This is a genomic window from Halomonas sp. hl-4, from assembly GCF_900215475.1.
Taxonomy (GTDB): domain Bacteria; phylum Pseudomonadota; class Gammaproteobacteria; order Pseudomonadales; family Halomonadaceae; genus Vreelandella.
Window position 1 is genome coordinate 3,357,813 of sequence record NZ_LT907845.1, and the last position, 20,008, is coordinate 3,377,820.

A 20,008-nucleotide genomic window follows, 5' to 3' on the forward strand; every position below is an offset into this window, starting at 1 on the left:
GTAAGGGTCAATGTGGGATGATCACTGGAAATAAGGATATGCCGATGGCGATTGCCTGGAACGAGACGCCCCACCTGCCCAAAACGGAAGGCCGCATTGAGGCGATCGATTTAGCTCGCGGCATCGCAATCGGGTTAATGATCGTGAGCCATTCCGTCAGTGGGCTAGTGGGCATTCCTAACGTGCCCGAGTGGGGTATGGTGCCCATTCACTTTCTCACCAAGTTTTCTTCGTCGCTGTTTATCCTGGTATTTGGTATCGCGCTGGCGGTGGCGTTTTTGCCCCACGTGCATCGCGATGGCTGGCCCAAACGCCGCCTTAAATTGTGGTTGCGCGCGGTAGAGGTCTGGTTTTGGTACAAGGCCCTGCTGATTTTTGAAATGTTGCCGTTTAACACGCCGAGCGAAATCGTCGATGCGCTGCTCTACGGTCGCTTTGGCATCTGGGTGGAAATTCTCGGGTTTTACGCCATCGCGCTGTTGTGGGTGCCGTTAATACTGCCACTTTGGGCACGAGCGCCCCTTTGGAGCCGATTGGCCGTTATCGCCGGGCTGACCTCGCTCGCAGCGTGGTTGCAAGGGCTTTCATTTGGCGGTAACGATATTCTCAAGGCGCTGCTGGTAGACCACGAGGATCACTATGCCTGGGGCCAGCTCAGTCGTGCGCCACTTATTTTGCTGGGGCTTTTGTTGGGTGAAGCGTTACTGCGCTGCGTGGGCGACCCGGCGCTAAAACGCCGTCTGATCTTTTCGCTGCTTGGCGTAGGAGCGCTACTGGTCGCTGGGTTTTATGTGCTGGCGTTGGCCGGTGGCGATGTCCATGCCGCCATGCTGGCGGTGGCCAATAACCAGGGTAAACATCCGCCGGGGCTTGCGTTTATGCTGTTTAGCCTGGGTGGCGCGCTGGTGCTATTAGCCCTTGCGATAGCCGGTGGCACCAAAGCAGCCAAAGCACTGATGCCCCTCACGCTGGTGGGCTCGGATGCGCTCAAAGCGTTTATCTTTCATATCGTGGTGATTTTTCTGATGCTGCGTTTTTTGTGGGAAGGCGAGGGTATGTATAGCTATCCACAGGCGCTTGGCGTTGGTGGCCTGTTAATCCTTGGGGCAGCCGCGTGGATTTGGCTGACTCGCTGGATGAATGCTCATCGCTAATTCAATCTTAGGAGTTGGTACGTTGCGACACTGGTTTTATGGCAGCTTGGTCGTGGTAGCGCTGCTTTTTGTGCTGCCTGCCCACGCGGGTGGATATGACGCGCATTGGTACCATGAGGTGGACAAACAAAGTGCTTGGCAAAGCAACCTGGATGCCCGAATGACCGCAATAGCAGAGCGCTTTGCGGGCAATATTGGCGTTTATGTGCAAAACCTTACCAGCGGCGAAGCCTACAGCTGGCGCGCCGATGATCCTTGGTATCTTGCTTCGCTCATCAAAGTGCCGGTCGCGGCGGAGGTGTTGGGCAAACGTGTGCCGACCAGCGAGCGGTTGACGCTGACCCAAAGCGATTATGTAGATGGTGCGGGGCCCACCAACTGGCACGACCCTGGCACGCCGATATCGGTGGGGTACTTGTTGGAGCATATGATCACCGTGAGCGATAACACCGCTACGGACATGCTGATTGAGCGCGTCGGCCTGGATAACGTCAACCAACGCGCCCGCGCCATGGTGGCGGCCAATGGCGGGGACCCTGATACGCTAGGGCCGATATCCAAATTGGTGGGTGTGCGCCAAGGCGTTTACGGCGAACTGCATTCAGAGGCGCGCTCATTGGACGGTATGGATTTTATAGCGCTGCGTGAATCCCCGGTAAGTCAACGCACTCAGGCGCTAGCCAAGCGGCTAAATGTTTCCCCTGAGACGTTCAATCAGCCCGATTACCATCGCGCCTTTGATGCCTACCAAGAGAGGGGCGAAAACGCAGGCACTTTGCGCGCGTTCGGCGATGTACTGGCGACGCTTTACCGAGGTGCCATGCCCGACCTTCAAGGTTCGCCAAGCGATGAGGTGCTCGCCTTAATGGCCAACACCCGCTCCGGCGAACAGCGGCTAAAGAAAGGCTTTGGCGAGTCAGTCAGCTACGCACACAAAACCGGCACCCAGAACCGCCGTAGCTGCGATGCCGGGTTGGTAGAGCGCAAGGAGCAGCCCAACGCCGCCTGGGCGGTAGTGGTCTGTACTCAGGGCCCGGACGAGGTCAGCGACCATGAGCGCGCCCTAGCAGGCGTGGGGCTGGCACTGCGACGCAGTGGTGCGCTGGGAGCGCCCTGGTAGTCAGCCGTTTTTTATCCTCCGTGCTAAACTAGCCATCGCGCCACTCGCTATCAGCGGCCGCCCGACGGCCGCTTTGTCAGGAGCCTGCCTTGAACGACCCCATTATCGAAATCCGTGGTCTGAATAAAACCTACCAAGGAGGATTTCAAGCGCTTAACCGTGTGGATTTGCAGATTCAACGCGGCGAAATTTTTGCCTTGCTAGGCCCCAATGGGGCGGGCAAGACCACGCTGATTAGCGTGGTATGTGGCTTGGTTACGCCCAGCGAAGGTCAGGTATTGGTCGATGGCTTCGACAACGTAACCGAGTACCGCCAAGCCCGGGAACGCATTGGCCTAGTGCCCCAGGAGCTAACCAATGAAGCCTTTGAGACGGTATGGAACACGGTTAGCTTTAGCCGTGGCTTGTTTGGCAAGCCGCCTAACCCTGGTCATATCGAAAGCGTGTTGAAATCGCTAGCGCTGTGGGAGAAACGCGATAACCGCTTGATAACGCTATCGGGCGGCATGAAACGCCGCGTGTTGATCGCCAAGGCGCTCTCCCACGAGCCGCGCATCTTGTTCTTGGATGAGCCCACCGCTGGCGTTGACGTCGAGCTGCGCCGAGAAATGTGGCAGGTGGTGCGCGAACTACGCGATAACGGCGTAACCATTATTCTGACCACGCACTATATCGAAGAAGCCGAGGAAATGGCCGACCGCATCGGGGTAATTAACCGGGGTGAAATCGTGTTGGTCGAAAATAAGCACGCGCTGATGAGCAAGCTGGGCAGCAAGCAACTGACGCTTTACCTCAACGAGCCGTTAGCGATGCTGCCACCTGCGCTCGACCGGCCTGAACTCAGCTTAATGGCTGAAGGTTATGAACTGGTCTACACCTACGATGGCCACCAGGAAGAGGATGGCCATGGTATTCCGGCCCTACTGACAGCGCTTGAACGTGAGGGCATCACCTTCAAGGACCTACACACTCGGCAAAGTTCGCTCGAGGATATTTTTGTTGACCTGGTGAATCCTAAGGAACACGCATGAACCTCTATCCCGTTCGCGCTATTTACATGGCCGAAATGGCGCGCACCCGGCGCACGTTGCTGCAAAGCATTGTGTCGCCGGTAATTTCCACTTCGCTCTACTTTGTGGTGTTTGGTGCGGCGATTGGTTCGCGGATTAGCGAAGTGGACGGCGTTAGCTATGGTGCGTTTATCGTGCCGGGGTTGATCATGTTGATGCTGCTGACCCAGAGCGTCTCGAATGCCTCATTTGGGATTTTCTTCCCCAAGTTCTCCGGCAGCATTTATGAATTGCTCTCAGCACCTATCTCGCACCTGGAAATTGTCGTTGGCTATGTGGGGGCGGCGGCGTCCAAGTCGATTTTGCTAGGACTGATTATCCTCGCTACCTCCGGGTTTTTTGTGCCGCTGGAAGTCGCCCATCCGATATGGATGCTAACCTTTCTGGTGCTCACCGCGATCACTTTCAGTCTGCTAGGTTTTATTATCGGTATCTGGGCGGAAGGGTTTGATCGCTTGCAGTTAGTGCCGTTACTGGTGATTACCCCGCTGACGTTTTTAGGCGGTAGTTTCTACTCCATCGATATGCTGCCACCGTTTTGGCAGGGCGTCACACTGCTTAATCCGGTGGTGTATCTGGTCAGCGGTTTTCGTTGGAGCTTTTACGGCATCAGCGACGTCAGCCTTGCGGCCAGCGTTATTATGATATGTCTGTTCCTGGCGGCTTGCCTGGCGACTATTGGCTGGATTTTTCGCACCGGCTACCGTCTCAAACCCTGATCGTGAATTAACCCGCGTCTTAAAACGTCAACTCAGGAAGCTAGTAAACCTTTATGCCGCTACTGCACAGTATCGTCCACCGCCTGGACCCGACGCTTGATGGCGAGCGCCTAACGCTGACCGCGGCTCCTGCCGAGGCCGATAACGTCGAGCCCGTGATGGAAAGCCTGGTCAGCGCGCTCAACGACACCTACAACACCAAGCCCAAAGGTTGGGGACGCTTCGCCGAAGAGGGCGAGCAAGCCGGGCCGCTGTCGGTATGGTTGCGCGACTATTTAGCTGGCGAGAAGCGCTTTGACGAGTTGGCCACCGCGCTTGCCGAAAGGCTTGCAAGCCAGCTTCAAGAGCAGCTGTCAGTGAGTGGTTACTTGGTGATCAGTCATCAGCGCCAGGGCGATACCGAAACCCTGTTTATGGGGCTTGTTCACCAGCGCGAGGGCATTGGCATTAACGATGCGCACCAGGCAGTACCCGCCGCCCAGCTCAATACCCGCCAACTGACGCTGGCGGCGCGGATTAACCTCAGCCAATGGCAAAGCGATTCGCCGGATGCTCAGTACGTGTCGTTTTTGAAAGACCGCGGCGGTAAGAAGCTAGGCGAGGGGATGATGGCGCTGCTGGGTATGGAAGAAGGCATTGACGCGCCCACCGAAACCCGCACGCTGCTTAAAGCCTTCAGTGACTACGTCGAAAAAGAAGACTTCGACGACGAGGCCAGCCGTGAAAAAACCGACACCCTGGTAGGTTACGCCAACGACCAGCTAAGTCGAGGGGAACCCATGACGCTCGACGAACTCTCAGCGCTGGTCGATGAAAAGCAGCCAAAGGCCTTTTACGAGCACATTCGTAATGCTGATTACGGCCTGTCGCCGGAGATTCCACCGGATAAGCGCACCTTGAATCAATTTAGGCGCTTCACCGGGCGTGCGGGCGGTGTGTCGATCAGTTTTGATTCACACCTGCTTGGCTCAAGCATTGAATACGATGCCGCCCAGGATCGACTGATTATCAAGCAGGTACCCAAACAGCTCAAAGAGCAGCTAACCAAGCAGGAGTAAGGCCGCGACAACGGCTTGCCGCCCGAGGAGACCCCCATGCTGGATACTATCCAACAGTTTTTTCAGCGCACGCTTTCGCAACCTGAGCAGCGCGACAATCAAACCCTCACGCTGGAGTTGGCTTCGGCGGCGTTGCTGTTTGAAATCGCCCGCGCTGACCACGATACCAGCGACGCCGAGCTTGACGTCCTGCGCAGTATGCTGCTTGAGCGCTACCAACTGAGCGAAACCGATGTTGACGAGCTGATGGCGTTGGCGCGGGACGAAGTGGAAGACGCGGTCGATCACTACCAGTTCGTCAGCCTGATTAAAGAGCACTACGGCTACGATCAGCGCTGCGAATTGGTGGCGCTGATGTGGCAGTTAGCCTGGGCCGACGGCAGCGTGGATGCGTTGGAAGAACACCGTATTCGTCGCTTGGCTGATTTATTACATGTCAGCCACAGCGACTTTATTCGCACCAAACTATTAACCGAGGAGCGTGTAAACCAAGATGGATGATCGCAACGAAGGCTCAACATTAATGGATCTGATTGCGTCAATGGAGCGTATGGAGCAGGAAGCTCAGCGAGTCAGCGTTGACGATGTGGTTCAGGCAATAGGGCGGCGTTCGTTTGGGCCGCTGTTGCTGGTCGCTGGATTAATTACGCTTACCCCGATCATCGGCGATATACCCGGTATGCCGACGCTTATGGCTGCGCTGGTGCTGCTAGTATCGGTGCAGCTATTAGCCGGGCGGGAGTCCTTCTGGTTGCCCGGCTGGATGCTCAAACGCTCCCTTTCACGCCAGAAGTTCGATAAAGGCATCAAGTTGATGAAAAAGCCCGCCCGTTGGATTGACGGGCTGTTAAGGGTACGTCTGCCGTGGCTAACCGGCTATATTGGCATCCGGGTGACGGCGGTTGTGTGCCTGTTGATTGCTCTGGCCATGCCGCCGATGGAGTTTATTCCCTTCTCAGCCAATGGCGCGGGCTTGGCGCTGGCGCTGTTAGGCCTGGGGTTGGTAGCGCGGGACGGCTTAGTACTGCTATTAGGATTTGCCCTCATAGGCGCAACCGCCGCGCTCGTTTTGGTTAACGTACTTTAATCCGGCATTATTCATAGGAGCCTCATTATGACCGATACGCCGCCGACACCCCCAAAGCTGCCGGAAGAACAGAGCTCTTGGGAGCGCCGAGTGGAAACCGCCCTATGGAACTCGCGGTTTTTGGTCATGCTGGCTGTGGTGCCGAGCCTGTTGGGCGCGGTGATGCTGTTTGTGGTGGGCACCGCTGATATCTTTAAGGTCGTGATACGCACGCTGCATTACTATTTTGTCGACAGTAGCGTGGATATCCACGAAAGCCTGGTGCCCGATATCATCATTGCTGTGGATATCTATTTGATTGCCATCGTACTGATGATATTTGGGCTAGGCATCTACCGACTGTTTGTGTCGCGCATTGACCAGGCGGAAGCCCGAAATCCCAATCACCCTTTTAATGTTGCCTCGCTTGACCAGCTAAAGGATAAAATCGCTCGGGTGGTGATTCTGGCGGTGATTATCGAATTCTTCCGCGCGGTGGTGGATATCCGCTTCGCTACCCCGTTAGAGGCAATTTACCTGGCGCTTTCAATACTGGCGCTGGCCGCCGCGCTCTATCTGATGAGCCTGGGGCACAAAAAAGAATAGCGGGCTAGCCGTCAGTCAACAGGTCCTCTACTAGGTCATGCAAGCGTTCCTGAAACTGCCCGCCGGGCGAGGGCGGGCTTGGGTCCGCCGTAATCACGATGGTTAACTCCCGCTCTGGGATTACGTACAACGCCTGGCCGCCGAACCCGCGCCCGTAGTAGGCCTCTTCGCCACCCAACTGGGTAATAAACCAGCCGTAGCCATAGCCGTCGCCGGTCCAGCGCGAGGTGCCCCGTGGCGTCCACGATTGCGCTACCCAGCCTTCCGGCAGCACGCGCTGGCCGTCTCCGTTGTTATCAAAAACCATGCCATCGTTGCGATATAGCTCGCCGATTTCCACCAGCGCCCGCGGCGAAAGCTGCATGTCGTTGCCACCGAAATAAACCCCCTGCGGGTCGCGCAACCAACCAGGAATGGCAATGTTAAGTGGCTCGGCCAACAGGCGCTGGGCCAGGGCGTGGGTAGACTCGCCGCTGGTATACGTCAGCGCGGCGGAAAGCAGATGGCTAGAGCCAGTGGAATACAACATGCGCCCGCCGGGGCGGTCGACAAACGGCCGCGTCAGGGCATCCTCCACCCAATTGGGGCTGGCCACCCAGGAAGCGTAATTCTCACCGGAGGTGCGCTCAAGCCCCGCCTGCAGCGACAGCAGATGGCTCACAGTAATATCGGCGACTTCCGGGTCCGCTGACTCGGGCACGCGATCGCCAAGCAACGACACCAGCGACTGACCGGTCGACTCGATAATATTCGCCTCAATCGCAGCACCGACCAACGCCGCCAACACGGTTTTGGATAACGATTTGATGTTTGCCAGGGCATCAACGCCAGGCCCGCCCTGGTGGTGCTCGTGGATCACCTCACCCTGATGAGCGACCACAATGTTGTGCAAACGCGAATAGCCGCGGGCGTCCTCGCTCAGGGTTTGTAGCGCGGCGGCGCTGGGGGCAGTGGATGAGGCTTCTTGGGCAAGCACTGGGGAGAAAAATGGCGTAGCAGCTAAAAAACTGATGCAGGCAGCGGATAACAGCGAGCGCATGACAAACCCTCAGCGAATGGGAATCCCTTTGAGCCTACCATCATCCCAGGGTTCCAGCCCCGTCATGGTAAATCGTGTAAATCAAGTAACGTCTTGAATACGCAAAGTTTGAAAAGGCCTGCTAGGCTTTAGGGGGTAAGCGATAATCGCAATACGTATTCCAACCGCGCAACACGCAAGGAGCGACGCAATGAATAGTATTATTTACATCGTAGGACTGGTAGTGGTCGTGCTGTTTATTCTTTCAATTCTCGGCCTACGCTAAAAAACACTGACTAACATCGCGCTCATCCCGTTAATCAGGATTTTTCAAACCGTATGGGTCATCGCAAGCAGTTTTGGTACAACGACTAGGCGCAGTCCGCTGCGCCTTCCCCAAACATATCAAACATCAGCTCGCGCCCCATGGGCGTTAATACGAAGCGGCCTTGCTCATTGCGAGTGGCCGCTTGGCTGGTTTCCAATACCTGCTGGCAGGTGGCCCATCCGGGAGCGTTTTGGCTTAGCGACTGCAGTTCCTTCCGATTGAGGCCGCGCTGGGCCAGCGTAATCGTCTCCAACACATGGCCATTGTCATAAAGTAATTCGGCCACCACGGCCAAACACTGGCGTAAGCTGCGCTGAACGTGACTGGCGGTGGATATGTCGCTGTGCATTCCCTTCTCCTAATACGTTAGCTCGGCAGGGCACTGGCATCTAAAGCCTGATTGCCAATGACGATGTGTTGCAGTGCATTATAAACCAAAGTCGATATTAGACCAACGTCTAGCCTACGTTTTTCACTGGCCGCCCCGTCATCAAAACGTGGATGACGTGATAAGCTCGTCTTTATCTTCGTCATCCCGTATAGATGAGTGAGTTAACACGGCATGCATATCAGTGTTTTTGGAAGCGGTTACGTAGGATTGGTGGCAGGCGCCTGCCTGGCCGATGTAGGGCATCAAGTGACCTGTATGGACGTCAATGCCGAGCGAATCGCCCAGCTTAATGCCGGTGAGGTGCCCATCTTTGAGCCAGGGCTGAGCACCCTCGTCGCGCATAACATTGAGGCGGGGCGGCTACGCTTTACCACCAACGCAGAACAAGCCGTTCTGGAAGGCGAACTGTTGTTTATCGCCGTTGGCACTCCGCCGGATGAAGACGGCAGCGCCGACCTACGTTATGTGTTGGATGTCGCGCGTACCATTGGCCAGCACATGAACGATTACAAGCTGGTGATTGATAAATCAACCGTGCCGGTGGGCACCGCTGAAAAGGTGCAAGCGGCAATCAGCAACACCCTCGCCGCCCGCGGTGTCGATGTGCCCTTTGATGTGTGCTCTAACCCCGAGTTTATGAAAGAAGGCGCGGCGATCGAGGACTTTACCCGCGGCGCGCGGATTATTGTGGGCACCGAGAGCGAGCGTGTGAAAGCCCGCATGCACGAGTGCTATGCGCCCTATAACCGCAACCACGACAAGCTGATGTTCATGAGCGTGCGCGCCGCCGAGCTCACCAAATACGCTGCCAACGCCATGCTGGCCACCAAGATCAGCTTTATGAACGAGATGGCCAATCTGGCCGAACGCCTCGATGTAGATATTGAAGACGTACGCCGGGGAATTGGTAGCGATCCACGCATTGGTTACCACTTCATTTACCCAGGCTGCGGCTATGGCGGCTCGTGCTTTCCCAAGGATGTACAGGCACTAGAGCGCACCGCACGCCAGCTAGGCTATACCCCTGCGCTACTTAGCGCCGTAGAAACGGTCAATTTGCAGCAAAAGCAAACGCTGTTCACCAAACTGCAAACTGCATTGGGTAACCTAAGCGGCAAAACCATCGCGGTATGGGGGCTGGCTTTTAAGCCCAACACTGATGACATGCGCGAAGCGCCCAGCCGCACGTTGATGGAGGCGCTATGGCAGGCGGGCGCCAAGGTGCAAGCCTTCGACCCCGAAGCCATGGCTGAATGCCGCCGGATTTATGGCGAGCGCGACGACTTACTGCTCGCCGGCGACCGCATTCAGGCAGTGAAAGGCGCTGACGCTCTGGTGATCTGCACCGAATGGAAAGCGTTTCGCAGCGTCGACCTTGAATGGCTGGCTAACCAGTTGAGTGACAGACTGGTGGTGGACGGGCGCAACCTGTTTACCCCCAGCGCTGCGGAGGCGGCGGGGCTGATGTATGTTGGGGTAGGGCGGCGTAGTTAACTTCTGCTAATAGCAAACATTCACGGTGAGGAAACACATCGTTACGAAAAAAAGGCTATGGTAGTTAAAGTTACTTATAAATAAGCCGACGGGTTTAGGTAATACGAGAAGTAAGTGCTGCGCGAGGCTTCAAGGCGTAATAGAAGTACTGGGATGGTTAGCGCAGTAAAATGCATCAGACAAGGCGCATGTTGTTATGTCTTCTATTTCTTCACTCGGTGTTGGTTCGGGCTTAGACCTGAACGGACTACTCGGCCAGCTACAAGAATCAGAGCAGGCAAAGCTTGAACCGATCCAGCAGCAAGCTGAGACGGAAGAAGCGCAAATTTCTGCCTATGGACAATTGAAAAGCGACCTTTCGCAATTTCAAAGTGCAGCTGAAAAGCTGAATGACCCTGCCACTTTTGAAAGTCTCTCGACAGATGTTGAAGGCAGTGGTGTTAGCGCGGTCAGTAGCGAAGATGCCCAGCCGGGTCAATATAATGTTCAGGTCGATCAACTTGCCTCTGCAGGCAGCTTGGTTACTGAGCGTTTAGATACTTCCGACGAAGCGGTTATCGATGGTGATCAGTCGCTTTCGTTTAACTTGGCCGAAGGTGATATCGACCCTATCAATATTGCAGATGGTAGCTCACTGGAAGACATGCGCGACGCTGTAAACACCCAAAGTGATGGCCGTCTGAATGCCTCCATCGTTAACGACGGTGATGGCTACCGCTTGGCTGTGAATTCAACCGAAACCGGTGCAGCTTCCAGTATTGAAAGCACCAACTTTTCCGATATCCTCTCAGCCGATGCGCAAACAAGCGATGCACAGGTTGTGCAGGCAGGCGAAGATGCTGCCTTTAACGTTAACGGTATTGATATCACGAGCCCTACTAATCAAGTAGAAGATGCAATTCAGGGAGTTACCCTGAACCTAACCGAAGCAGGTTCTTCAAGCACCGTAACGGTTGAGCAGGATAGCGATTCGATTCGTGAGCAAGTTACTGCTTTTGTTGACGATTATAATGCTCTCAAAGGCACTATTGGCGAGCTAACCGCCTTTGATTCTGAATCTGGTGAAGCGGCTGATTTAAGTGGCGATAATGCTACCCGTGCCGTTGAGTCCTCCCTGCGTACAGCACTCAGCAGCGTGGTGGACGGTGATGGTTTCAATGTTCTGTCTGATGCGGGTATTTCGCTAGAGCTCGATGGAACGCTTGCTATCAATGAGGACGAACTAGACAGCGCGATTGCCAATCAGCCCAATGAACTTGCCAGCTTTTTTGCCGGTGATAGCGAAAACAGCGGCTTGGCAGGCCAGGTAAGCACCGCGATTGAACAGCAAATTGGCACTAATGGTCGGCTGGAAGGCGCTATCACGTCTTCTGAAAACCAGCTAGAGCGGCTGGGTGAGCGTTTTTCAACCACCGAGGAGCGTATCAATACAACGGTTGAGCGTTACCGTGAGGAATTCTCTGCCCTGGATAGCATGGTAGGCGACATGAACCAGACAAGCGCTTACCTGACTGAACAGCTTGGGTAATAATGGGTGCAGCTATCAGGCTGATAAATAGTTAAATATCCGCAGTAAAAAAGTCCGGCATGTAATGTCGGGCTTTTTTTTGTTCGTTTTGGAAGATTTTCCTAAAGTTATCGCGGTTGGTGCCGATTAATTAAGCCATCTACCTCAACATAAATTCACTAGGAGCTGTCCAACATGGCAACCATTACCTCACTCGGCGTTGGTTCTGGCCTTGATCTCAACGGCTTGTTGGATCAGCTCCAGTCGGCGGAGCGACAAAAGCTTACACCGATAATCGAGCGCCAAAACAATGAGCAAAGCAAGATTTCTGCCTATGGACGCCTTCAGTCCGCAATGGGCCGAGTGCAAGACGCTGTCGCCACGCTGAACGATATTGCTTCTTTTAAGCAGCAAAAAGCCACTGTCAATGGAGACGGCGTGATAGCGACCGCAAGCGAAACCGCTAATGCAGGCCGCTATAATATTAACGTAACCCAGCTTGCCAGTGCAGGCAGCGTTGCTTCAGGTAGCGTGGCGCAAGGTACCGTGGTGGCAACCGCTGATACCACCTTGACCCTGAACTTCGGGGCAACGTATACCGGCGGCGAGTTAGACGTAAATGCCGAGCCACTAAGCACTCGTACCCTTGAGGTTGCCGCAGGCAGCACGCTCGAAGATGTGAGAGACCAAATTAACCAAGATGCAGAAGCTGGTGTCACCGCCTCCATCGTTAACGATGGGTCGGGCTATCGCTTGGCGCTCAGCACAAAAGATACTGGGGAAGAAGCCTCTATCATTGGCTTTGAGGGGTTGGATCAACTCAATATGGATGATGCCACGCTTCGTGCGGGGCAAGATGCTGAGTTGGATGTAAATGGTATTGCGATCACCAGTAAAACCAATCAGGTTGAAGAAGCTATTCAAGGGGTAACACTTGACCTCACAGCTGTCTCTGATAACCCCGTATCGCTGATGATTGAGCGTGATGAAGAAGCGCTGAGAGAAGCCATTGATGAGTTTGTCAGTAACTACAATGAAATGAAGTCCACGGTTGGCCGAATGACCGCCTACAACGGTGAAGGCGAAACTTCGGGCGAGCTAGTGGGCGACCGCACCGTTCGTACGATTGAAGAGCGCCTACGCCGGGATATCACTGAGAATTTTGGTACCAGCGATATATCACGCCTTTCTCAACTGGGCATTGCCATTGATGAGCGTGGGCGGTTAAGTGTTGATGAAACCAAGCTAGATGACGCTGTAGCCAGTAACCCTGAGGGGCTAGCCGCCTTTTTTGCGGGTGATACGGAGGAAGGTGGCTTTGCAGGGCGATTAAATTCAACGCTTGAAACCATCACGGCGGATGAGGGCATTATTCAAAGCTCGTTGAGTAGTGCTGAGCTCCGAATTGAAAGCCTGGATGAACGCAAACTGCGTATGGAAAACAGTATCGAGCGAAGCGTAGAGCGCTACCGCAAGCAGTTTGGGCAGTTGGATGGCATGATCGCCCAAATGAACTCCATGAGCAGCTATTTATCTCAGCAGTTCAGCATGATGAGTGGTATGCAGAATAGCAACTAAGCGAGTTACATTAATTTACATAAAAAAATTATTTTTTCTAAAGAAACTGGCTGAACTGCCGTTAATTATAATAACGGCGATGCAAGCGCCGCTAAGCAGGCCATAAGGCCAGTTAAATTTCGAGGAGCATTCACATGTCTGTAATCAACACTAATATTACTGCCCTGATCGGCCAGAATAACTTGTCCAACTCGCAGTCTATGCTGGCCAAATCTCAAGAGCGCCTGTCTTCTGGCCTGCGCATCAACAGCGCCTCTGACGACGCCGCTGGTCAAGCTATCGCCAACAAAATGAGCGCGCAGATCAAAGGCATGGACCAGGCTAGCCGTAATGCTAGCGATGGCATCTCAATGGTGCAGACCATGGAAGGCGGTCTTGATCAAATCAACGATAATATGGGGCGTATTCGTGAGCTGGCGGTGCAAGGTGCCAACGATACCAATACCGCAGAAGACCGCGCAGCCATTGAGACTGAAATCAATGAGCGCCTGGCCGAGATTGACCGTGTTGCTGAAAGCAACAACTTTAACGGCACTGATTTGCTGAATAGTAGTGGTAGCCTTAGCATTCAGGTTGGTTCTAACACTGCTGATGAAGATGTTATTTCGGTAAACACAGTCGATGCTACTACCGGCGGCGATCTTGGTCTGCAATCGGGCTCTAGTGGCGCCCTTATTGCCGATGGCGATACTTCTATAATCTCAGGGTCTGGAGATTCTGGTGCAGTTACGCACGATGATTTCCAGAATATAATTGATTCCGTCGATGCTGCTACGGAAACCCTGGACACCAACCGTGCGGAGTTGGGTGCTACTCTCAACCGCTTTGATTCAGTAATTGATAATCTAGCAACGACGTCCACCAACCTATCTGAAGCTCGTTCGCGCATCGAAGATGCCGATTACGCAGAGGAGGTGTCTAACATGACGCGCTCAAACATTCTCCAGCAGGCCGGTACCTCTATGCTGGCGCAGGCCAACCAGACGCCTCAGTCTGTGCTGTCTCTGCTGGGCTAATAACTTAGCCGAAAAAGTTTCGAACGAGAGTAACGACGGGGCCCAAGGCCCCGTTTTTTGTGGTTAAGCTTGTCGTTGAGTTTGTTGCCAAAAAAAGGCATAACCATACATTCAAGCTCACACCAGTCTCTGATTGATTCCAATTGTGAGAACACCTACTCAAATACTAGCGCATTCGTGCCTTTGCTTATCGCACTAACGCAGTATGCTAGGTATATTGCCGTCCATTTTTTGTGAGCCGCTTCATGGTTAAAACCTCATCTACCTCCGCTACTCAAAAACGCAAGCCCCGCATACTCTGGGCAAATCCTTTCTGCTTATTGGATACCTCTAGCGGTGCCAGCATGACCGTGCGGCAAATGTTGCTACAGCTCGTGGCTCATGGCTATGAGGTTCAGGTGCTAGGGGCGACGGTATTCGATAATGCCAAAGGTATGGGGCGACTCAAAGAGCAGTTTTCAAATCTAAACGATTACCTCCATCAATTGATTGAAGCAGAAGATGGAACGTTAACGCATCAGTTGGTGGTGAGTTATAGCCACAATCGTAATCATTTTACGACACATGAAGAAGGGCTTTGGTATGGGCAGTACCTTTACCTGTTAGATTCCTTTAAGCCAGATATAGTTTGGTTTTACGGTGGTCAGACTCTAGATTTATTGATTGCCGATGAGGCGCGCAATCGTGGTATTCCTGTCGCTTCCTATCTAGCAAATGGAAACTATAAAGCCTCGCGCTGGTGCCGCGATGTGGATTTGATTCTCACCGACAGTCAGGCCACGGCGTCCATGTATCGTAAAACGGTGGGCTATACCGCGAAGCCTGTAGGCAAGTTCATTGACCCGGCTAATTTTATCGCGGATCACCATGAACGCAAGCGTCTCTTGTTTGTTAACCCCAGTTGGCAAAAAGGTGCCAGCGTATTTGTCCAACTGGCGGAAAAATTTGAGCGGGAAAGACCTGATATTGAACTAGAAGTGGTCGAAGCCCGGGCTGATTGGCCAGCAGTACTGCGGGACACCACTCGACGTATGGGTAGCCAGCGAAGCGCGTTAAACAATGTGACCGTGACGGCCAATACCAGTGATATGCGCGGCCCATACAGCCGTGCCCGTGTGCTGGTGGCCCCTAGCTTATGGTGGGAAAGCTCCGGGCGAGTGCTAGCAGAGGCCATGCTCAACGGTATTCCGGCACTGATTACCAACCGTGGTGGCATGCCGGAAATGATTGGCGACGCCGGTATGACCTTTGACTTCCCCGACGCCTGCTACGAAGAACCTTATCAACACCTGCTTAGCGACGAGGAGCTTCAGCCACTCTTTGATTCCGTCATCAACTTTTATGATGACGAAGCTCTCTATCGGGATTATGTGGCTCGTGCCTGGCAGGTAGGCGAAGACAAGCACCACCTTGATCGTGCGACTGATCGGTTGCTCACCGCACTAACACCGTTGGTGCGGCAACGCGCCGGTAACAAAGATTTTTCAATCAGTCAAAAAAAACGCCACCGCCAACGCCTAGCAAGCCGCGCGACCAAGCCAGAGTTTAAAGTCGATAAGTCTCTTCAGCAGTTGGTTAGTGCCAATGCTGGGACCACACAGAACGGCGAGCCCAAGGCCAATCGTCTGTCGCTTACTGATGATTTTACTTGGCAAGTCAAGGGCAAAGTCATGGTGCTCGACAACCGCGCCAGCCTGATCAAAAGTGGCCTAGCCGACCAGATGGCGGCAACCCACGCATTCGGCATTGTTGCCTTCGACCCCGCGAGCGAAATAAAGGATACCAAACAGTACGAGGGCAGCGAATACATACAACTGTTTCAGCACGCCTTGCTAGGCGATGGGCAAGCGGCAACGCTTCACGCCTGCGTCGCCCCGGAAATGACCAGTGTTCTCGCACCGTTACCGGCTGACAAACTTCCCAAACGCCATCAATTGGCCGCCAAGCCACTGGCGGAACTGCCTATTAATACCGTGGCCTTGGATAGTATTGAAGGATTGGGGAGCCTCGACTGGTTGATTCTCGATGAACTGAGCGATGCCATAGCGGTGCTGGAGCATGGAAAAAAATCACTCACAGATACGCTGCTGATTCAGGTACGTGTCGCCTTTCAGCTTACCCATGAGCACCAACCCAGCTTTGCGGAGCTGCAGCATTGGGCCAGTCGCAATGGCTTTCGATTCTATCGTTTCCATAACATTCAGCACCACAGTCATTTGCCGGATGAGCTGAGCGCCCGTGTTCCTTGCGCCACAGAGCAGGAAAGCGCTGATGTGCTGTTCCTTCCCTCCCACGAGCGCATGGCGATTATAAGCGATGAAAGCAAGACCAAGCTGGCATTTATACTGAGTGCCATCTTTGCAGCGCATGATGTCGCTTTTGACCTAATAGCAGATGTTAGTCAGGAGAAAGCGCTGGAGTTTCTGGAAGGGCAGTCGATTTTGCCTAAGCTGCCAGAGAAGGGGTTTTCGCCTGTATCAACCGTTGAAGATTTAAAAGAATTGGTATCTAAATCGCCACTTTCACGAGTTAAAGCAAACCATTCTCTACCAGGCCACTTAGTCGTATCTCTGACCTCTTATACACCACGTTTTGAAAATCTTCATCTAACTCTGCGTAGCTTGTTGTTGCAGGAAATAAAACCGGATGCTCTGATTTTATGGATTGCCGAAGAAGAAAAATCTGAGATTCCTCTAGCTGTATGGCAGTTAGAGGAGTATGGTTTAAGTATTCGCTTCTGTGAAAATATTCACTCTTACAAAAAAATAATCCCTACGCTACGCGAGTACCCTGGCAGTTTTATTGTTACTGCTGATGACGATCTCTACTATGAGCCCAGCTGGCTTAAAGGGTTGTTGAATAGCTGGAATGGTAGTTATAAAACAGTTGTTGCACACCGTGCCCATAAAATTCGCCTTGATAATAAAGGTAATCCAAAACCATATCGCCAATGGAAATGGGAAGTTGGGCCTGATGAGCTTTCAGATGGTTTGATTTTTCCAACTAGTGGGGCAGGTGTGTTATATCCCCCACGCATTTTTCATCAAGATATTACTAATCAAAAACGGTTTATGGAGATTTGCTCGACTGCAGATGATGTTTGGCTATATTGGATGGTATCGCTTAATGGGGGTAAGTTTAAATGCTCTAGTTATAAGTTTAATATTGTTGAATGGCCTGCTAAAAATAATGAGTCACTTTGGCAGGAAAATATACATCGTGGTGGTAACGATAGGAATATAAAAAAGATTGTTGACATTTACGGGAAGCCTTGGGGGGGGGTAGGGTTAAGAAAAAATAAAGCACGCAGGCATCCTGTTGTAAGCTTAGTGTATAGAGATTTTTCAGGCTCTAACGCTGTAGCTTTGTATAAAAGAGCAAAAGATTTTTTTCCATACAATGCTAAAAATGTGAATATTTACCATCAGAATGAAATAAATGAAAGTGTTATTTTGAAAAGTGATTTTTTACTTACAACTCATGGTCCTATAGTTAGCAAAAAAGATAGGTTGAGTGGAAAAACTTTTATTGATCTTTGGCATGGTTTTCCTATGAAGAACCTAGGCCTAATGACTGAAGGCGTTATTGATAAAGAACAAGTTAAGCGCCAATGGGGAAATGTGGACTATATGTGCGCTATATCCAAACTTGACTTATTGACTAAAAAAGAGTCTTTCGATCTCGGTGACAATAAATTATGCATAACTGGCTATCCTAGGAATGATTTTCTGCTACATAGCAATGGCAGAAAGAACCTTGGAAAAGTGTTAGGCCATGAATTTAAAAATAAAAATATTGTTCTTTATGCTCCTACGTTTAGAGAAAGTGTGCTTTGGCCTAATCGTATTGATGGGAGCAAAAAATGGGATAATGTTTTTGGTTTTGATTTCTTTAACCAAGATAGTTTTAATCTTTTTTTAGAAGAAAATAATATCCATTTTGTAGTTAAGCTGCATCCTGCTGAAGAGCCGATTGCTATAAAAAAAATAAAGCCGCATAAAAACATTAGCTTGCTTTTAAGTAGCCGTTTGAATGAGTGTATGATTGATCTTTATGAGGTCATGAATGCTTTTGACTTGTTGATGACAGACTATTCTTCAATATTTATTGATTATATATTGTTAGATAGGCCTGTTATTTTCATTACACCAGACGAAAAAGAATATGCGGAAAGCCGCGGAATCGTATCTTTCTTTGAAAGCTTCAAATGCGGCCCAACTTGTAATGACCAAATGAAGCTAGAGAAAGGAATTCTAGAAAGCATAAATGATAGTAGTTACTATAAAAATGCGAGAGCTTTTGCACTGAATGAATCCCATATGCATAAAGATAGTAGTTCTTCTAAGAGAGTGTGGGATCTTGTTCAGGATGTTTGGATAAACAAAGTATTATAAGATATTGTCTTTTGCGTTCATTATGAGGAGTGTTTAATGAGGGAAATGTTGTATCCTTACAGCAATGGCGATAATTTAAAAAACCGTCACGATTATGCTTACTCTCCTTATCATGGAGAGCGTTTTTTGGAAGCCTGGATAGAGGCACGCAAAGCGCTTTTAAAAGATACTATACCTCTCGAAGAGGTTCCTATGCCTGTTGATTCATCGTACCCCAGCGGGAGTGACGTCCATACAGCACATCTTCTGGAAGCGCTGTTCTATCAGCTAACAGAAAGCGATGAGCCTCAAACGTATAATTTTCAACATTGGCTCAATTGGATTATAAAGCGCTTTGAAGTATCCAAGCGCTTGCACGTGCGTTATGCCCTTAGCGGGAAACGCACCAAGCCACTAGGTACATTTAGAAATCTTTCTCTTTACGTTCGTTTTGCGGAAATACTGGTCCTTGCCTACAGTGAAAAGAACAAAGTCCCGGCGCTTAATGCTCTTATTAAATGCCTGGATACTCTGTATTCGGTGACAGAAAATTTAACGGCTGAACAAAAGCAAAGAGTGGCTCGAGTTGCGACGAAAGAACAAGAATTTGTACTTCGCTTGCGAAGCAGGTTGGAGGTTAACTCTCGGCAAGCCTTCGTCATGCCTTCTACCCAAATCGGCGATCGTTCTTCTAAACCACTGAGCAATGTCACCTTATTGGTGGCGGATACAATACGCTCGCGCGCCTATACCCAAGCATTGCTCGCTTACGGGTTTCATGTAGAAAATATTTTATTGCTTACCTCTTCTACACGCAAGCAATGGGGACAATCTGATCAGCTACTCAACCCGCCTACTGCGGGCAGTTTTGGAGGTGCCTTCATTCCTGATTTGCGTATTCCATTGGACGATACTTGTCAGGCACTTACGCACTGCGTGAAAGTGTTAGATACAGGAAGTGTCAATAATCCAGTAGTTATTGAAAATCTGCATACTCTTAACCCTGAGCTTGTGATCTTTTCTGGCTTTGGCGGAGAGATTGTTCATGAAGATGTTTTAGGTGCTGCTGGTCCCTTTCTTCATATGCATGCAGGAGAGTTGCCGAAATTTCGAGGTAGCACGACCGCTTATTACAGCTTCCTGATGACAGGGAATGCGGGGGTCTCTGCTATTCTATTGTCCCCAGATATCGATACAGGAGAGATCGTTTATCGAGCGCTGTACCCTTTGCCACCTGCCCAAATGAACATTGACTATTATTACGACGGCATCATTCGCTCTGATGTCCTTATTCGCGTACTGGCTTACTACTCAACCCATGGCCGGCTACCTGATACGCAAGCGCAAAACACAGGAGAAGGTGAAACCTACTATATCGTCCATCCTCTTATTAAAACCATGTCGATTTTAAAAGTTCGAGAGCAAGCCCGTGCTTAGATGCAAGATGCACCAATGGGGCTGCCTGGAGGTGGTTTTTAATTGATTTGCCCATAAAAAAAGATATTGCCAG

Annotated in this window: 16 protein-coding genes; 14 read left to right on the forward strand and 2 right to left on the reverse strand. The window is 51.6% G+C overall.

Annotated features, from left to right (window positions below):
* Positions 1-17: 17 nt before the first annotated feature.
* The 8 genes from opgC (at position 18) to CPH17_RS15830 (ending at position 6,793) form a co-directional block, all read left to right on the forward strand.
* A complete protein-coding gene (gene opgC, locus CPH17_RS15795; protein ID WP_231896500.1) occupies positions 18-1,154 on the forward strand; it encodes an OpgC domain-containing protein in 1,137 nt (378 codons plus the stop codon).
* Positions 1,155-1,176: 22 nt separating this feature from the next.
* Positions 1,177-2,274, forward strand: coding sequence for a serine hydrolase (locus CPH17_RS15800; RefSeq protein WP_231898042.1), 1,098 nt, complete (start codon positions 1,177-1,179; stop codon positions 2,272-2,274).
* 89 nt (positions 2,275-2,363) lie between these two features.
* Positions 2,364-3,305, forward strand: coding sequence for an ABC transporter ATP-binding protein (locus CPH17_RS15805; RefSeq protein WP_096300282.1), 942 nt, complete (start codon positions 2,364-2,366; stop codon positions 3,303-3,305).
* Positions 3,302-4,063 carry an ABC transporter permease gene (locus CPH17_RS15810; RefSeq protein ID WP_074395188.1) on the forward strand — a complete coding sequence of 254 codons (762 nt, stop codon included), beginning with the start codon at positions 3,302-3,304 and terminating at the stop codon, positions 4,061-4,063. Before CPH17_RS15805 ends, CPH17_RS15810 begins: the two co-directional genes overlap by 4 nt.
* Positions 4,064-4,116: 53 nt before the next feature.
* Positions 4,117-5,121, forward strand: a complete 1,005-nt coding sequence (locus tag CPH17_RS15815) for a nucleoid-associated protein (RefSeq protein WP_096300285.1) — start codon at positions 4,117-4,119, stop codon at positions 5,119-5,121.
* Between the two features lie 36 nt (positions 5,122-5,157).
* Entirely contained in the window at positions 5,158-5,622 is a 465-nt protein-coding gene (locus tag CPH17_RS15820) for a TerB family tellurite resistance protein (RefSeq protein WP_096300287.1), read from the forward strand.
* The gene (locus CPH17_RS15825; RefSeq protein ID WP_096300289.1) at positions 5,615-6,208 is read left to right on the forward strand and encodes an exopolysaccharide biosynthesis protein; all 594 of its coding nucleotides are present in this window, start codon (positions 5,615-5,617) and stop codon (positions 6,206-6,208) included. The genes CPH17_RS15820 and CPH17_RS15825 overlap by 8 nt, the downstream gene beginning before the upstream one ends.
* A gap of 27 nt (positions 6,209-6,235) precedes the next feature.
* Positions 6,236-6,793 (forward strand): YqhA family protein, encoded by a 558-nt coding sequence (locus tag CPH17_RS15830; protein ID WP_074395192.1) that lies wholly within the window; start codon positions 6,236-6,238, stop codon positions 6,791-6,793.
* A 4-nt stretch (positions 6,794-6,797) separates the two neighbouring features.
* Here the strand turns inward: CPH17_RS15830 and CPH17_RS15835 are convergent, their stop codons facing one another.
* Both CPH17_RS15835 and CPH17_RS15840 read right to left on the reverse strand, forming a co-directional pair.
* Positions 6,798-7,832, reverse strand: a complete 1,035-nt coding sequence (locus CPH17_RS15835; RefSeq protein WP_096300291.1) for a serine hydrolase domain-containing protein — start codon at positions 7,830-7,832, stop codon at positions 6,798-6,800.
* Positions 7,833-8,182: 350 nt separating this feature from the next.
* Complete coding sequence (locus CPH17_RS15840) at positions 8,183-8,488, reverse strand: hypothetical protein (protein WP_096300293.1); 306 nt, start codon at positions 8,486-8,488, stop codon at positions 8,183-8,185.
* A 213-nt stretch (positions 8,489-8,701) separates the two neighbouring features.
* On the opposite strand from CPH17_RS15840, the gene CPH17_RS15845 reads away from it, so the two are divergent.
* The 6 genes from CPH17_RS15845 to CPH17_RS15870 all read left to right on the forward strand — a co-directional run bounded on the left by CPH17_RS15845 (position 8,702) and on the right by CPH17_RS15870 (position 19,935).
* Positions 8,702-10,024, forward strand: coding sequence for a UDP-glucose dehydrogenase family protein (locus CPH17_RS15845; protein ID WP_096300295.1), 1,323 nt, complete (start codon positions 8,702-8,704; stop codon positions 10,022-10,024).
* Between the two features lie 196 nt (positions 10,025-10,220).
* Positions 10,221-11,552 carry a flagellar filament capping protein FliD gene (fliD, locus tag CPH17_RS15850; RefSeq protein ID WP_096300297.1) on the forward strand — a complete coding sequence of 444 codons (1,332 nt, stop codon included), beginning with the start codon at positions 10,221-10,223 and terminating at the stop codon, positions 11,550-11,552.
* Positions 11,553-11,726: 174 nt separating this feature from the next.
* The gene (gene fliD, locus CPH17_RS15855; protein ID WP_096300299.1) at positions 11,727-13,109 is read left to right on the forward strand and encodes a flagellar filament capping protein FliD; all 1,383 of its coding nucleotides are present in this window, start codon (positions 11,727-11,729) and stop codon (positions 13,107-13,109) included.
* 134 nt (positions 13,110-13,243) lie between these two features.
* Positions 13,244-14,125 (forward strand): flagellin N-terminal helical domain-containing protein, encoded by an 882-nt coding sequence (locus tag CPH17_RS15860; protein ID WP_096300301.1) that lies wholly within the window; start codon positions 13,244-13,246, stop codon positions 14,123-14,125.
* Between the two features lie 359 nt (positions 14,126-14,484).
* The gene (locus CPH17_RS15865) at positions 14,485-18,519 is read left to right on the forward strand and encodes a CDP-glycerol glycerophosphotransferase family protein (RefSeq protein WP_197703495.1); all 4,035 of its coding nucleotides are present in this window, start codon (positions 14,485-14,487) and stop codon (positions 18,517-18,519) included.
* Positions 18,520-18,555: 36 nt separating this feature from the next.
* A complete protein-coding gene (locus CPH17_RS15870; RefSeq protein WP_096300307.1) occupies positions 18,556-19,935 on the forward strand; it encodes a formyltransferase family protein in 1,380 nt (459 codons plus the stop codon).
* Positions 19,936-20,008: the final 73 nt, after the last annotated feature.

Excerpts from the sequence above, each read along its gene's own strand:
- CPH17_RS15840 (WP_096300293.1), bottom strand. The coding sequence starts at position 8,488 with ATGCACAGCGACATATCCACCGCCAGTCACGTTCAGCGCAGCTTACGC.
- fliD (WP_096300297.1), top strand. The coding sequence starts at position 10,221 with ATGTCTTCTATTTCTTCACTCGGTGTTGGTTCGGGCTTAGACCTGAAC.
- fliD (WP_096300299.1), top strand. The coding sequence starts at position 11,727 with ATGGCAACCATTACCTCACTCGGCGTTGGTTCTGGCCTTGATCTCAAC.
- CPH17_RS15815 (WP_096300285.1), top strand. The coding sequence starts at position 4,117 with ATGCCGCTACTGCACAGTATCGTCCACCGCCTGGACCCGACGCTTGAT.
- CPH17_RS15810 (WP_074395188.1), top strand. The coding sequence starts at position 3,302 with ATGAACCTCTATCCCGTTCGCGCTATTTACATGGCCGAAATGGCGCGC.
- opgC (WP_231896500.1), top strand. The coding sequence starts at position 18 with ATGATCACTGGAAATAAGGATATGCCGATGGCGATTGCCTGGAACGAG.
- CPH17_RS15845 (WP_096300295.1), top strand. The coding sequence starts at position 8,702 with ATGCATATCAGTGTTTTTGGAAGCGGTTACGTAGGATTGGTGGCAGGC.
- CPH17_RS15830 (WP_074395192.1), top strand. The coding sequence starts at position 6,236 with ATGACCGATACGCCGCCGACACCCCCAAAGCTGCCGGAAGAACAGAGC.
- CPH17_RS15835 (WP_096300291.1), bottom strand. The coding sequence starts at position 7,832 with ATGCGCTCGCTGTTATCCGCTGCCTGCATCAGTTTTTTAGCTGCTACG.
- CPH17_RS15820 (WP_096300287.1), top strand. The coding sequence starts at position 5,158 with ATGCTGGATACTATCCAACAGTTTTTTCAGCGCACGCTTTCGCAACCT.
- CPH17_RS15865 (WP_197703495.1), top strand. The coding sequence starts at position 14,485 with ATGTTGCTACAGCTCGTGGCTCATGGCTATGAGGTTCAGGTGCTAGGG.
- CPH17_RS15860 (WP_096300301.1), top strand. The coding sequence starts at position 13,244 with ATGTCTGTAATCAACACTAATATTACTGCCCTGATCGGCCAGAATAAC.
- CPH17_RS15825 (WP_096300289.1), top strand. The coding sequence starts at position 5,615 with ATGGATGATCGCAACGAAGGCTCAACATTAATGGATCTGATTGCGTCA.
- CPH17_RS15870 (WP_096300307.1), top strand. The coding sequence starts at position 18,556 with ATGAGGGAAATGTTGTATCCTTACAGCAATGGCGATAATTTAAAAAAC.